Here is a 14,542-nt window from a genome sequence, read left to right as displayed (position 1 = left end):
GCTATCCGATCGCGGCGAGCGCCTTACGGATGCGCTGCTCGCTGATCGGCCCGTCGGTGCCGAGCCGCTGGGCGAAGAGGGAAACGCGCAGCTCCTCGAGCATCCATCGGACGGACTCGAGCGCTGCCGCGGTCTCGAGGGACGTCCGTCCCTTCGCGTGCGCGGCCCGGACGGTCTCATACGCCTCGCTCGCCTGGGCCACCTGCCAGGCGAGCTGCGCGTCCTTGTGGGGGTCCGCTTGCGCCTTCTCCAGACGATGGGCGGCGGCCTTGAGGTAGCGCGCCAGGTGAGGCAGGCGATCGGCGGGCGTGGTGCGGACGAAGCCGTCCGCGACCAGGGCGGCGGACTGCTCGCGCAGCTGCTGGAGCGTCGACAGGAGCGCGAGCGAGGTCGCGCCGCGCACCGCGACGTCGAGCTCGCGTGCGGCGGTGAGGGCAGCGGCGGCCTCGCGCGCGACATCGAGCACGGCGTCCTCGAGGTGGTCCTTGACGTGGCCGCGGAGCGCCTCGTACGCCGCGCGGTCGCGCACCGCGCCGGCGTCCGGCACGAGGCGCGTGACGGCCGCCAGCTGAAGGTCGTCCACCAGCGCCTCGGTGCTGCGGTAGGGGGACGCCCCGAGCGCGAGCGACTCCGCCGGGCTCCACCGGGTGGTGACCCGCTTGACCGGCAGCCCCACCTCGGTCAGCAGCAGGCGGCGGACGCCACGCGCGTGCGCGGCGTCGCGTTCGGAGACGTCCGCGAGCACCCGCAGCGCGGCTCGCACCCCGCCCTTGCGCTCCTCGACGATCGCCGGGTACCCGCGTGCGACCACGCCGTGCACGGCGCCCTCGACCTCGGAGGGTAGCCGGTCGAGGCTCGGCCAGGCGGTGAGCGGGTCGACCTCGGCGACCGCTGCGCTCGTGGGGCGCGGCGCGTCGGACGCGCGGGCGACGGCCGCCGCGGCCGTATGCGCCGCATCGTCCCCACGTCCCTTGCCGCCGGCGGCGGCATCGGCCGCGCGCTGGACGGCGGTCCGCACGGCGGCCTCGGCCTTCGGCGCGAGCGTGCGCTGCAGCACCAGCAGGTCGTGGGACTCGTCGAGGATCCGCTGCCCGCGCCCCGTGGGCTCGACCACGCGGAAGGTCATGCGCAGGTGAGCGGGCAGGCGCTCCGCGAGGCCGTCCCAGGCATCGTCCGGGACCTCGACGTCTCGGAGGGCCAGCACGGCGCGCGTGAAGGCGTCGCGGAACGGTTCGGCCATGTCGCCCGCGCGCACCACGTCCTCCCACGCGGGCAGGTGGTCCTGCATCCACGCGACGATGTCCCGGGCGGCGTCGGGCGCGGGCACCAGCAGGCGACGGACCGTCTTGGGCAGCGCGCGGATGGTCGCGGTGACGAGCTCGGGGAGCATGCCTGGGACCAGCCAGTCGAAGCCGGCCTCGACGACGCGCGGGAGGACGCCCACGGGGACGTGGACGGTCACGCCGTCCGCGGCGGTGCCGGGCTCGAACTGGTAGGTGAGAGGCAGCTCGAGGTCGAGCTGGGGCCAGCGCTCGGGGAAGAGTCTCGGATCGATCGCGGCATGCTCGGGGACCAGCTCGTCGAGCGTGAGGGTGAGGAGCTCGGGGTCCTCACGGCGCGCGCCCTGCCACCACCGGTCGAAGTGCCGTGCGGACACGATCGACTCGGGCAGGCGGGCGTCGTAGAACGCGACCAGCGTCTCCTCGTCCGCGATGACGCCGCGCGTACGTGCGCGCGCCTCGACCTCGGCCGCCTGCTCCAGCACCCGCTGGTTGCGGCGCCAGAAGCCGTGGTGCGTGGTCCACTCGCCCTGCACCAGGGCGTGCCGGATGAAGAGGTCGCGGGCGTCCTCGCGGTTCACCTTCGCCCACAGGACGGGGCGGTCCGCGACCACGGGCACGCCGTAGAGCAGCACCTTCTCGGTCGCCATCGCGGCGCCGCGCTTCGACGACCAGTGCGGCTCCGAGTAGGTCCGCTTGGCGAGGTCGCCCGCGAGCTCCTCGACCCAGGCGGGGTCGATCCGGGCGACGTCGCGCGCCCACAGCCGGCTGGTCTCCACCAGCTCGGCCGCCATGACGAACTCGGGCGGCTTCTTCGACAGCGGCGAGCCGGGGTTGATCGCGAAGCGGATGCCGCGCGCGCCGATGAACTCGTTCGACGCGCGCTTCCTCGCGCGCCGCATCTCCTTCGCGCGGGCCTCGCCCTTGAGATGGGTGAACGAGCTCGCCTTGAGCTGCAGCACGTCCTGTGCGCCGATCTGCGACAGCAGGCCCGCGAGGATGCTGCGGTGGATGCCGTCGTCGTCCCACACGTGCCTGAGGGCGCCGGTGCCCTCCGCATCGTCCACGGGCGCAGGCTTCCGGTACGCCATCTCGATGTCGATCGCCTTCGCCGCGTCGCGCAGCTGCTGGACCAGGTCCTGCCACTCGCGCACGCGCAGGAAGTTGAGGTGCTCGGACTTGGCGAGGCGCCGGAACTGGTTGCCCGACAGCGCGTGCTGGCGCTCGCGGACGTGCTCCCAGAGGTTGAGGTAGGAGAGGAGGTCGGAGGTGGGATCCGCGAAGCGACGATGCAGGAGGTCTGCCTCCTCGCGCCTCTCGGTGGGGCGCTCGCGCGGGTCCTGGATGGACAGCGCGGCCGCGATCACGGCCACCTCGCGGGCCACGCCGTGACGCGCGCCCTCCACGATCATCCGCGCCTGACGAGGGTCGATGGGCAGGCGCGCGAGCTTGCGGCCCGTCTCGGTCAGCACGGTGCGCCCGTCGCGCGTCGCGATCGCGCCCAGCTCCGCGAGCAGCTGCACGCCGTCGCGGATCGCGCGGGTGTCCGGTGGCTCCACGAAGGGGAAGCGCGCCACGTCCTCGGGGGACTCGACCACGCCCACCGAGATCATCTGCAGCAGCACGCTCGCGAGCGAGGTGCGCAGGATCTCCGGCTCCGTGAACGCGGGCCGCGACTCGAAGTCCTCCTCGGAGTACAGGCGGATCGCGATGCCGTCCGCGAGGCGGCCTGCGCGGCCGGAGCGCTGGCGTGCGCTCGCCTGCGAGATCGGCTCGATGGGGAGGCGCTGGACCTTGGTGGCCTTGGAGTACCGCGAGATGCGCGCGGTGCCGGGGTCCACCACGTAGTGGATGCCGGGCACGGTGAGGGATGTCTCGGCGACGTTGGTCGCGAGCACGATGCGGCGGGCGGCGTGACGCTCGAACACGCGGTGCTGGTCCGCGGCCGACAGGCGGCTGTAGAGCGGCAGGATCTCGACGCGGCGCGGGTGGCGCGGGTCGCGCGCGCGGTCGCCCAGGTGCGCGTCGAGGCCGTCGGCGGCGTCGCGGATCTCGCGCTCGCCCGAGAGGAAGACCAGGATGTCGCCGTCGCCCCAGGTCATGAGCTCGTCGCACGCGTCGACGATGCCGGTGACCAGGTCCTTCTCCTCGCCCTTGGCCGCGCCCTCGAGGGGTCGGTAGAGGATCTCGACGGGGAAGGTGCGTCCGGTGACCTCGACCACGGGGGCCGTGGGCGCATCGTCCGCGTCCTCGGGATGCGGGCCGCCGGGCCCGAAGTGCCGGGCGAAGCGCTGCGAATCGATGGTCGCGGACGTGATGACGATCTTGAGGTCGGGGCGGCGGGGGAGCAGGTTGGTGAGGTAGCCGAGCAGGAAGTCGATGTTGAGGCTGCGCTCGTGGGCCTCGTCGATGATGAGGGTGTCGTACGCGAGCAGGTCGGGGTCGCGCTGGATCTGGGCGAGCAGGATGCCGTCCGTCATGACCTTGACAAGCGTGTCCTCGGAGCTCTGGTCGGTGAAGCGGACCTGGTAGCCGACGATGCCGCCGAGCTCCGTGCCCAGCTCCTCGGCGATGCGCTCCGCGACGGATCGCGCGGCGATGCGGCGCGGCTGCGTGTGGCCGATCTGGCCGGCGCGGCCGCGGCCGAGCTCGAGGCAGATCTTGGGCAGCTGGGTGGTCTTGCCCGAGCCGGTCTCGCCGGCGACGATCACCACCTGGTGGTCGCGGATCGCGGCGGCGATCTCCTCGCGCCGGGCGGACACCGGCAGCTGCGCGGGGTACGCGATCGCGGGCACCTCGACGGCCGCGCGCCGCGCGGCGGCCGCCTCGAGGGCGCGCGTGCTCACCCGGGGACGATGCGCATCGTCCCGTCTCCCTCTGCCGCGCCTCGGTCGCCTGTCCGCACTCACCGGGACATTGTTCCAGGCGCGGGTGACACCGCGGGTCGCGCGGGGCTCGCGCCGCTCCGGCGGCTGATTCGTGCGTCTCGGCCCGCGATCCTGGCCCTCGCCGCGACGCGGACGTACGGTGATCGTGGCGCGGGCACCGAGCCCGCCATGACGTCCCGGGGGGCGGGGTCATGGGTGCGAACCACGGATCTCTGCCGGCGCGCGCGGCGGTCGCGGTCGGCACGCTGATGGCGCTCGCGGGGTGCTCCCCGGCGACCACGGCCGATGCGCTGGAGACCGGATCGCCGCCCGCCATGTCGGCGTCGCCGGTCGCGGACGCATCGTCGCCGCCGGCGGCGGAACCGTCCTTCGCCGATGCGAACGGGTACTGGTGCATCCCCGACGAGGGGACGCAGGTGCAGTTCGGGTGCGTCGTGGTCGACCTGCCGACGGTCGTGTTCGAGGATTATGCCGATGCCGTCCAGTACGTGTTCACCGACCTCGAAGCCGATCCGCGTGCCTACGGCGTCGACGACTACGCCTTCCCCGCGAACTCGGGCGACTGCTGGGCCGGCAAGATCGACCACTACCCGCTCACGATCAACGTCACCTTCCGCTACTGCCCGGCAGGCGCCGCCGATCCCGGCGAGTACATGGCCGAGTGCGCGCCGATGGAGATCCCCGACTACACGGATCGCGACCGGCTCTGGATCACGGAGGGCCTGTGCGAGATCCCGCCGTACCTGAGATCCGCCGAGCCGGAGAACCCGCCGGGGGACGACGAGGCGAGCCTCGTGGACGTCGACGGACGCTGGTGCCCGACGTCCCCGGAGCAGTTCGGCGAGGAGTGCGTCGAGGTGGTCCTGCCCATGGTCGGGCCGCCCGACGGCGCCTACGTCTACGTCGGCGCGATCGACGACCCGCGCGGTCTCGCCGCCGCCGACTACGCCGTGCCTGCGGACATGGGCGAGTGCTGGGCGGGCACCGCATCGTCCTACCCTCCGCAAGGCGGCACGAGCTTCTGGTACTGCCCGGCCGGGGCGCTGTCCGGTCAGGAGTTCATCGACGACCCGGAGGAGTTCGCTCTCGTGATGGGCACCGGTGCGGAGTTCCCCGACCACCGCGACGAGGACCGCCTCTACCTGGCGCAGGACATGTGGCCGTATCCGTACATCCGGGATCAGGGGTGATGCTCCGCGCGCCGCGACACGCGGTGGGCGCTGTCGGTCGCCGCGCCTAGACTCATCGCCATGCCGGGTAAGGATTTCGTTCATCTCCACGTCCACACCGAGTACTCGATGCTGGACGGCGCGGCGAAGATCGGCGACCTCTTCCAGGAGGCCGAGCGCCTGGGTCAGACGGCGATGGCGACCACGGACCACGGCTACCTGTTCGGCGCCTACGAGTTCTGGAACAAGGCGCAGCAGACGTCGGTGAAGCCGATCATCGGCCTCGAGGCGTACCTGACGCCGGGCACGGCGCGTGGCGACCGCACGCGCGTGCGCTGGGGCGAGCGCGGCCAGGAGTCGGACGACGTCAGCTCGGGAGGCGCGTACACGCACGCGACCATGTGGGCCCGCAACACGGCAGGCATGCACAACCTCTTCCGCCTCGCGTCGTACGCCTCGCTCGAGGGCCACTTCTACAAGGCGCGCATGGACCGCGACCTGCTCCAGCGGTTCTCCAAGGGCATCATCGCGACCACCGGCTGCCCCTCGGGCGAGGTGCAGACGCGACTTCGCCTGGGTCAGTACGAGGAGGCGCTCAAGGCGGCCGCGGAGTTCCAGGACATCTTCGGCAAGGACTCGTACTACGTCGAGCTCATGGATCACGGCCTCGACATCGAGAAGCGCGTGTTCGAGGACCTGCTGCGCATCTCGAAGGCCATCGGCGCACCCCTCGTCGCGACCAACGACCTCCACTACACCAAGCGCGAGGACTCCGTCTCGCACGAGGCGCTCCTGTGCGTGCAGTCCGGCTCCACGCTGAGCGAGCCGACCTACGACCAGGGCGGCAAGCGCTTCGCGTTCTCGGGCGACGGCTACTACGTGAAGTCCGCCGAGGAGATGTGGAACATCTGGGGCGACTACCCCGAGGCGCTCACCAACACCCTCGCGATCGCCGAGCAGTGCGAGGTCGAGTTCAACACCAAGGCCGACTACATGCCGGTCTTCGACTGCCCGCCGGGGGAGGACGAGCACTCGTGGTTCGTCAAGGAGGTCCAGAAGGGCCTCCACGAGCGCTTCGGCGCCGAGATCCCCGCGCACGTCCAGGAGCGCGCCAACTACGAGATCGAGGTCATCGCCGGCAAGGGGTACCCCGGCTACTTCCTCGTGGTCGCGGACTTCATCCAGTGGTCCAAGGACAACGGCATCCGCGTGGGGCCGGGCCGCGGCTCCGGTGCCGGCTCGATGGCCGCGTACGCGATGAAGATCACCGACATCGACCCCATCGTCCACCAGCTGTACTTCGAGCGCTTCCTCAACCCCGAGCGCGAGTCCAAGCCCGACTTCGACATCGACTTCGACGAGCGCAGGCGCGGCGAGGTCATCCAGTACGTGACCGAGAAGTACGGCCAGGAGCGCGTCTCCATGATCGTCACGTACGGCACCATCAAGGCCAAGCAGGCGCTCAAGGACTCGACGCGCGTGCTCGGCAAGCCGTTCTCGCTGGGCGAGCAGCTCACCAAGGCCTACCCCGAGGCGATCATGGGCAAGGACATGCCCCTGATCGGCGTCACCGACTCCGAGCATCCCCGTCACCACGAGGGTCAGGACTTCCGCGCCCTGCTCGAGACCGACCCCGACGCCAGCCAGGTGTTCGAGCTCGCCCAGGGCCTCGAGGGGCTCAAGCGTCAGTGGGGCGTCCACGCGGCGGGCGTCATCATGTCCTCCGACCCGCTCATCGACATCATCCCGATCATGCGCCGCGAGCAGGACGGCGCGGTCATCACGCAGTTCGACTACCCGACGTGCGAGACGCTCGGCCTGGTCAAGATGGACTTCCTGGGGCTCCGCAACCTCACGATCCTGGACGATGCGCTCGAGAACATCGTCGACAACGGCAAGGAGCCGCTGGTCCTCGAGGATCTCGAGCTCGCCGACGAGGGCACGTTCGAGCTGCTGGGCCGTGGCGACACCCTGGGCGTGTTCCAGCTCGACGGCACCGCCATGCGGCAGCTGCTGCGCCAGATGAAGCCCGACACGTTCGAGGACATCTCCGCCGTGCTCGCGCTGTACCGCCCGGGCCCGATGGGCATGAACTCGCACACCAACTACGCGGAGCGCAAGAACGGCCGTCAGCCGATCGCGCCCATCCACCCCGAGCTCGACGAGCCGCTCAAGGAGGTCCTCGGGATCACCTACGGCCTCATCGTGTATCAGGAGCAGGTGCAGCGCATCGCGCAGATCGTCGCGGACTACACGCTGGGCGCCGCCGACCTGCTCCGTCGCGCGATGGGTAAGAAGAAGAAGGAGATCCTCGACAAGGAGTTCCAGCCCTTCGAGGCCGGGATGAAGAAGAACGGGTACTCCGACGCCGCCATCAAGGCGCTGTGGGACACCCTGCTTCCGTTCGCGGACTACGCGTTCAACAAGGCGCACACCGCGGCCTACGGTGTCCTCTCGTTCTGGACCGCCTACCTCAAGGCGCACTACCCGACCGAGTTCATGGCGGCGCTGCTCACCTCGGTGGGCACCGACAAGGACAAGTCGGCGCTGTACCTCGCCGAGTGCCGCCGCATGGGCATCACCGTGCTGCCGCCGGATGTGAACGAGTCCAAGGGCACGTTCGCGGCCGTGGGCAACGACATCCGCTTCGGTCTCACCGCCGTGCGCAACGTCGGCGCGAACGTCGTCGCCGAGATCGTCAAGGCGCGCACGGAGAAGGGCGCGTTCACGTCCTTCGCGGACTTCCTCGACAAGGTCTCCGCGACGGTGTGCAACAAGCGCACCATCGACTCGCTCATCAAGGCGGGCGCCTTCGACTCGATGGGCTACTCGCGCCGCGCGCTCAACGCGGTGCACGAGCAGGCGATCGACTCCGTCATCGGCGTCAAGCGCCAGGAGGCGACCGGCCAGTTCGACCTCTTCGCGGATGCCGAGGAGCTCGGCGGGGGAGTGACCGTCGAGGTGCCCACGCTCGACGAGTGGGACAAGAAGACCAAGCTCAACCTCGAGCGCGACATGCTGGGTCTGTACGTGTCCGACCACCCGCTGTCGGGCCTCGACCACATCATCCGCTCGGAGGCCACGCACCAGGTCCTCTCCGCGACGCCCGCGAACGGCGTCCAGGAGGGCGGCCAGATCGTGCTCGCGGGGCTCGTGACGCGCGTCGACCGGCGCATCGCGAAGTCCGGCAACCCGTACGCGATCGTGACGCTCGAGGACATGACCGGCGACACCGAGGTCTCCTTCTTCGCGAAGACGTACGAGACCTTCGCGCGCGACCTCGCGGAGGATGCGGTCCTCGCCATCAAGGTGCGGTGCCGCGAGCGCGGCGACGGCGGTCTCCAGTTCTCCGCGGTCGACGTGAAGATCCCCAACCTCAACGTGGCGGACACGTCGCCGGTCGCGATCACCGTGCCGGCGACGCGCGTGACGCTGCCGCTGGTCGAGCAGGTCAAGGGCATCCTGCGCTCGCATCCCGGCTCGATCGAGGTGCGGATGGTGCTGACCGGGCCCGACCAGCCCCTCACGATGCGCCTGGGCGACGAGTTCCGCGTGTCGCGGTCCTCGGCGCTCTACGGCGACCTCAAGGCGGCGCTGGGCCCCAGCTGCCTCGCAGGGGGCTGACCAGCCCCGTGCCCGCGTTGTGGGGCATCCACGGTCGATCTGCGGCGGGCGTGGCGCGCCATGGGGCAACCGGTGACTCCGGGGCCGCGCGCCCGCAGGCTCTGCTGCCCTCACACGTCCGGAATGGGGCATCCACGGTCGATCGATGGCGGTCGTGGCGCGCCATGGGGCAACCGGTGACACCGAGGCCGCGCGTCCGGGCCGGGCAACGGGCCGGGCAGCGGGCCGGGCAACGGGCCGGGAGTGGACCTGGGGGGAGCGATGGCGGATGCCCCATGGCGCGCACACGATGCGCGGGATCGACGCTGAGTGCCCCATTACGGGGCAGGGACGGAGCGGGCGGGAGGAGCGTGGGCGCGGTCGGCGCGCCGGCCTCGCCAGTAGAGTGGACTGCGTGCTGACCAGGATCGATCTGCGGGACCAGGACCTCACCCCACGCGAGCTGCTCGACGTGGTGCCGCGCGCCGAGGTCAACGTGAGCGACGCGCTCGCGGTGGTCGAGCCGATCATCGCGGACGTGCGCGTTCGCGGCGAGGCCGCGCTCAAGGAGCTCGCGGCGCGGTTCGACGGCGTCGACCTCGCGCAGGTGCGGGTGCCGGAGGACGCGATCGGGCGGGCCCTCGACGAGCTCGACCCCGCGGTCCGCGACGGCCTCGAGGAGGCCATCGACCGCGTGGGCCGCTTCCACCGCGCGACGGTCCCGCCGCCGGTCGACGTCGAGCTCGCGCCCGGCGCCGTGGTGTCCCAGCGATGGATCCCCGTCGGCCGCGTGGGCCTCTACGTGCCGGGCGGGCTCGCGGTGTACCCGAGCTCGGTCGTGATGAACGTCGTGACGGCGCAGGCCGCCGGCGTGCCGTCGATCGCCGTGACGAGCCCGCCGCAGCGTGAGTTCGGCGGCCTCCCGCACCCCACCATCCTCGCGGCGTGCGCGCTGCTCGGGGTCACCGAGGTGTACGCCGTCGGCGGCGCGCAGGCGATCGGGATGCTCGCGTACGGCGTCGAGGGCCTGTGCGAGCCGGTGGACGTCATCACCGGCCCGGGCAACGTCTTCGTCGCCGCCGCCAAGCGCGCGGTCAACGGCGTGGTCGGCATCGACTCGGAGGCCGGACCCACGGAGATCGCGGTGATCGCCGACGCGACGGCGACGCCGCGCTGGGTCGCGGCGGACCTGCTGAGCCAGGCGGAGCACGATCCGATGGCGGGCTCGGTCCTCATCACCGACTCGGTCGAGCTCGCCGGCGAGGTCGAGCGCCACCTCGGTCTCCTGGTCGACGAGACCAAGCACCTCGCCCGCACCAAGGAGGCGCTCTCGGGACGCCAGAGCGCGGTCATCCTCACGTCGGGGATCGATCAGTCGATCGCGGTCGCCGACGCCTACGGCGCCGAGCACCTCGAGATCCACACCGCCGACGCGCGGGAGGTCGCGGGTCGCATCCGCAACGCCGGCGCGATCTTCGTGGGCGGGCACTCGCCCGTGCCTCTTGGCGACTACCTGGCGGGCTCGAACCACGTGCTGCCGACCGGCGGCACGGCACGCTTCGCATCGGGCCTCGGGGTGACGGCGTTCCTCAAGGCGGTGTCCTTCATCGACTACAGCGCGGACGCCCTCGGCGCCGTCGGCGAGAAGGTCGTCGCGCTCGCCGAGGCCGAGGACCTGCCGGCGCACGGCGCCGCGATCCGCGCGCGCCTCGACGGGTAGCCGGCGCCTCCGTCACCACTGGTAGACGGCCGACCGCGACACGAGGTGTCGACTTGGTCACAGCCTCGCGCCGCGTCGCGTCGCACCCTGTCATGATCCTCTCACCGCCATCGTCGGCGGCTCGTCACTGAGGGGAACCATGACCACCATTCCTGGGCCGGCCGCGCGGCCGTCCGGGCGCATCGTCGCCGGCGTGCTCGCCGTCGCCGCCGCTCTCACCTTCCTCGCGCCGGCCGCCGCTCGCGCCGCCGAGCCGATCGCCAACACGGGACAGCCCGGCTTCGTCAGCGACATGCGCGTCGGGTCCACCGTGACCGCGCTGCCCGGCGAGTGGACCCCGGAGCCCACCGCCTTCGACTACGAGTGGTACCTGGACGACTCCCCGGTGGCGACGGGGGAGACCTACACGCTCGCGGCGGACGACGTCGACCGCGGCCTCATGCTCAAGGTCACCGCGCATCTCGACGGCTACGAGGACACCGTGGCCTGGTCCGAGCCGGCCGCGGTGCTCGCGGGCGTCCAGGACGGTTTCACGACCGCGATCTCGGGCCGCATGGTCGTGGGCTCGACTGTCACGGCCACGGTCCCGTCCGAGGGCACCGTCTCGGTGCGCTGGCTGCGCGACGGCGCGAGGTTCAGCGGCGGCACCGCCGCCAGCTACGTGGTGCGGCCGGCCGATGCGGGGCACACGCTCTCGGTCGTCGTGACCCGGGCGCTCCCCGGCTTCACCACGGCGACCGCGACGGCGACCGCGTCGACGCGCGTGCTGAACGTGTTCGAGGCCGCGCCGAAGCCCACCGTCTCGGGTCGCGTGCGCGCGGGCAGCACGCTCACCGCCGTGACCGACGGCGCCAAGCCGAGCGACGCGAAGCGCACCTACCAGTGGTTCCGCGACGGCGTCGCGATCGCGGGTGCGACGAAGCGCACGCTCGCGCTCAAGAACGTCGACGCGGGCAAGACCTTCTCGGTCACGGTGACCTACGCGAAGTCGGGCTACGCGAAGGTGACGAGGTCCTCGGCGACCACGAAGGCCGCGGCCGCGCGTCCCAAGGTCGCCGCCAAGAACGGCTACTACCGCGTGGGCAAGGACTTCCAGCCCGGCACGTACTACCGCACGGGCTCGAGCGTGTGCGAGTGGTACCGGCTCTCGGGCAAGGACATCGACGTCGCCAAGAACGTCCGCGGCAACAACGGCGGGCTCGGTCGGGTCTACCTCCAGGTGAAGGCCACGGACACGTGGATCCACGTGAGCGGCTGCGGCGGCTGGACCAGGTTCGACGGCACGGGGGCACAGCGCACCTCGATCGGCGGCAACGGCACCTACGCGGTAGGGGCCGACATCAAGCCGGGCACCTACACCTCGGACACGGTCTCCGGCTTCAGCCTCTACGGCATCCGGCTCGACTGGTGCTTCGTGGGCGTCGAGAGCCGCCCGCTCGGCACGGACTCCTCGGCCGTCGACTTCTGGATCGCCGAGTCCGGTCCGATCGAGGTGAAGGCACGGTCGGGGCAGTTCCTCACGGTGTGGGGCTGCGGCACGCTCACCCGCACCGCCTGACGCGTCCGCGCGACACGCAGCGGCCCTAGCGGACGATGCGCCTACCGCACCCCGAGCACGAAGGGCAGCGCGGCGGCGGCTCCGGCGCGCCTCAGCAGCCGCGACGCGACGGTGAGCGTCCAGCCCGAATCCGTGAGGTCGTCCACGAGCAGCACGGTCGAGCCCGCCACGGCGCCGTCGGGGACGTCGAGGGTGAGGCGGCGCGCGACGCCCGCGAGCCGCACCGCGGAGTTGACGTCGTGGCGGTCCGGTCCCGGCCGGTCGGGCGCGGGACGCACCCACCCGACGAGGGGGACGCCGAGCCAGCGCGCCAACCCGGGGGCGAGGTGGCCGGCCAACGCGGGCCGCGTCGCCGACGCCACGCCCACCACGGCGTCGACGAGGGTCCGCCGCGCGCCGTCCGGGCCCGCGGGTCCCCACAGCGCGACCCAGTCCTCGAGCACCCGCACGGCGGCGCCGCGCAGCGGCACGGGCGTCTCCGCGTCGAGCGGCCTGCCGTCGGCGTCGCGGCTCTCGAACAGGTCGCGCAGCGCGCCCGACCAGCCGAGCCCGTCGAGGCGCGCGATCGCGCGGCCCGGCTCGGCCTGCTCGGCGGGTGCGATGCGCCCGCGCAGGTCGAGGCCGAGCGCGTCCATCCCGGTGGGCCATTGGCGTCGCGCGGTGACCTCGACGCCCACGCGGTCGAGGCCCGCCTGAGCCGACGCGACGGCCTGGGCGCCGGGCGCCTCGGGCAAGGCCACGCCGCCGCACACGTCGCAGCGCCCGCAGCTCCAGCCGTCCTCCAGCTCCGGATCGTCGAGCACGGCGCGAAGGAACGCCATCCGGCATCCGGACGTCGCCTGGTACTCGAGCATCGTGCGCTGCTCGGCGGCGCGTGCCGCCGCGACCCGCGCGTACCGCTCCGCGTCGTAGGACCAGGCGGAGCCGGTCGCGATCCAGCCGCCCTGCACGCGCCGCACCGCGCCGTCCACGTCGAGCACCTTGAGCATCGCCTCGAGCCGGGAGCGGCGGAGGTCCACGCGTGCCTCGAGCGCGGGAAGGGACAGCGGGGCGTCCGTCGGCAGCGCGGCGAGCGTCGCCCGCACGGTCTCCTCGGGCGGGAAGGCCTGCGAGCCGAACCAGTCCCAGATCGCGCGGTCCTCGCGACCCGGCAGCAGCGCCACCACGGCGCGCTCGACGCCGCGCCCCGCGCGTCCGACCTGCTGGTAGTAGGCGATCGGCGACGACGGCGCGCCCAGATGCACCACGAACGCGAGGTCGGGCTTGTCGAACCCCATGCCGAGCGCCGACGTCGCGATGAGGGCCTTCACGCGGTTGTCCTTGAGCTCGCCCTCGAGGCGTTCGCGCTCCGCCGGGTCCGTCTGACCCGTGTACGCGGCGACCTCGAGACCCGCCCCGCGCAGCTGCGACGCGACCTCCTCGGCGGCCGACACGGTGAGGCAGTAGACGATCCCGGAGCCGTCGAGCGCCCCGAGCGATGCGGACAGCCATGCGAGGCGCGCGGCGGGATCGGGCAGGTCGAGCACCGCGAGATGCAGCGATTCGCGATCCAGCGGACCGCGGAGCACGAGCACCTCCTCGGCGAGGCCGGAGCCGGTGACGCCCAGCTGCTCGGCCACGTCCGCCGTCACGCGCGCGTTCGCGGTCGCGGTGGTGGCGAGCACGGGGATCCCGGCGGGCAGGTCGCCGAGCAGCGTGCGGATGCGGCGGTAGTCGGGCCGGAAGTCGTGCCCCCAGTCCGAGATGCAGTGCGCCTCGTCGATGACGACGAGCCCCGCATCGGCCGCGAGCCGGGGCAGGACCTCGTCGCGGAACTGGGGGTTGTTGAGCCGCTCCGGGGAGCACAGCAGCACGTCGACCTCGCCCGCCGCGATGGCGGCGTGCACCTGGTCCCACTCGGTGACGTTCGCGGAGTTGACGGTGACCGCGCGGATCCCGGCACGAGCAGCGGCGCCGATCTGGTCCCGCATGAGCGCAAGCAGCGGGGAGACGATGACGGTGGGCCCGGCCCCGCGGTCCCGCAGCAGGCGCGTCGCCACGAAGTACACCGCGGACTTGCCCCACCCGGTCCGCTGGACCACCAGGGCGCGCGCCGACCGCGACACGAGCGCGTCGATCGCCGTCCACTGGTCCTCGCGCAGCGTGACGCCGTCGCGCCCCACGAGCGAGCGCAGCGCGGCCTCGGCATCCTCGCGCAGGGACGATGCGACGGGTGCGGGGGAGCCTGTCTCGACCATCCCCCGATGGTAGGGCGGGGAACCGGCGCGTCGGCCGCCCTCGAGAGTTCGGGTAGCCTAACTTTGAGCGGAAGGGCCGCATCGGAG

6 protein-coding genes are annotated in these 14,542 nt (G+C 72.2%); 4 read left to right on the top strand and 2 right to left on the bottom strand.

Going from position 1 to position 14,542, the window contains the following annotated elements:
- Position 1: 1 nt before the first annotated feature.
- Positions 2–4,126 (bottom strand): ATP-dependent RNA helicase HrpA, encoded by a 4,125-nt coding sequence (gene hrpA / locus AOM09_RS03860; RefSeq protein WP_062384668.1) that lies wholly within the window; start codon positions 4,124–4,126, stop codon positions 2–4.
- 233 nt (positions 4,127–4,359) lie between these two features.
- Here hrpA and AOM09_RS03855 point away from each other — a divergent pair, with 233 nt between their 5' ends.
- The 4 genes from AOM09_RS03855 to AOM09_RS03840 all read left to right on the top strand — a co-directional run bounded on the left by AOM09_RS03855 (position 4,360) and on the right by AOM09_RS03840 (position 12,218).
- A complete protein-coding gene (locus tag AOM09_RS03855; RefSeq protein ID WP_062384666.1) occupies positions 4,360–5,358 on the top strand; it encodes a hypothetical protein in 999 nt (332 codons plus the stop codon).
- Positions 5,359–5,418: 60 nt separating this feature from the next.
- Positions 5,419–8,961 (top strand): DNA polymerase III subunit alpha, encoded by a 3,543-nt coding sequence (dnaE, locus tag AOM09_RS03850; RefSeq protein ID WP_062384663.1) that lies wholly within the window; start codon positions 5,419–5,421, stop codon positions 8,959–8,961.
- Between the two features lie 394 nt (positions 8,962–9,355).
- Entirely contained in the window at positions 9,356–10,660 is a 1,305-nt protein-coding gene (gene hisD, locus AOM09_RS03845; RefSeq protein ID WP_062384661.1) for a histidinol dehydrogenase, read from the top strand.
- A gap of 139 nt (positions 10,661–10,799) precedes the next feature.
- Entirely contained in the window at positions 10,800–12,218 is a 1,419-nt protein-coding gene (locus AOM09_RS03840; RefSeq protein WP_062384658.1) for an Rv1352/Rv1906c domain-containing protein, read from the top strand.
- A gap of 41 nt (positions 12,219–12,259) precedes the next feature.
- Here AOM09_RS03840 and AOM09_RS03835 read toward each other — a convergent pair whose 3' ends face one another.
- Positions 12,260–14,455 (bottom strand): DEAD/DEAH box helicase, encoded by a 2,196-nt coding sequence (locus AOM09_RS03835; protein WP_062384655.1) that lies wholly within the window; start codon positions 14,453–14,455, stop codon positions 12,260–12,262.
- Between the last annotated feature and the right edge of the window lie 87 nt (positions 14,456–14,542).

The sequence above is a fragment of the Demequina iriomotensis genome (assembly GCF_000971395.1).
Lineage (GTDB): Bacteria > Actinomycetota > Actinomycetes > Actinomycetales > Demequinaceae > Demequina > Demequina iriomotensis.
Note: the sequence above shows the minus strand (reverse complement) of the source record. Positions and strands in the feature narration are given on the sequence as shown.

Bases quoted from the DNA above. Each gene is read 5' to 3' on its own strand.
- AOM09_RS03835 (WP_062384655.1), bottom strand. From the start codon at position 14,455: ATGGTCGAGACAGGCTCCCCCGCACCCGTCGCATCGTCCCTGCGCGAG.
- dnaE (WP_062384663.1), top strand. From the start codon at position 5,419: ATGCCGGGTAAGGATTTCGTTCATCTCCACGTCCACACCGAGTACTCG.
- AOM09_RS03855 (WP_062384666.1), top strand. From the start codon at position 4,360: ATGGGTGCGAACCACGGATCTCTGCCGGCGCGCGCGGCGGTCGCGGTC.
- AOM09_RS03840 (WP_062384658.1), top strand. From the start codon at position 10,800: ATGACCACCATTCCTGGGCCGGCCGCGCGGCCGTCCGGGCGCATCGTC.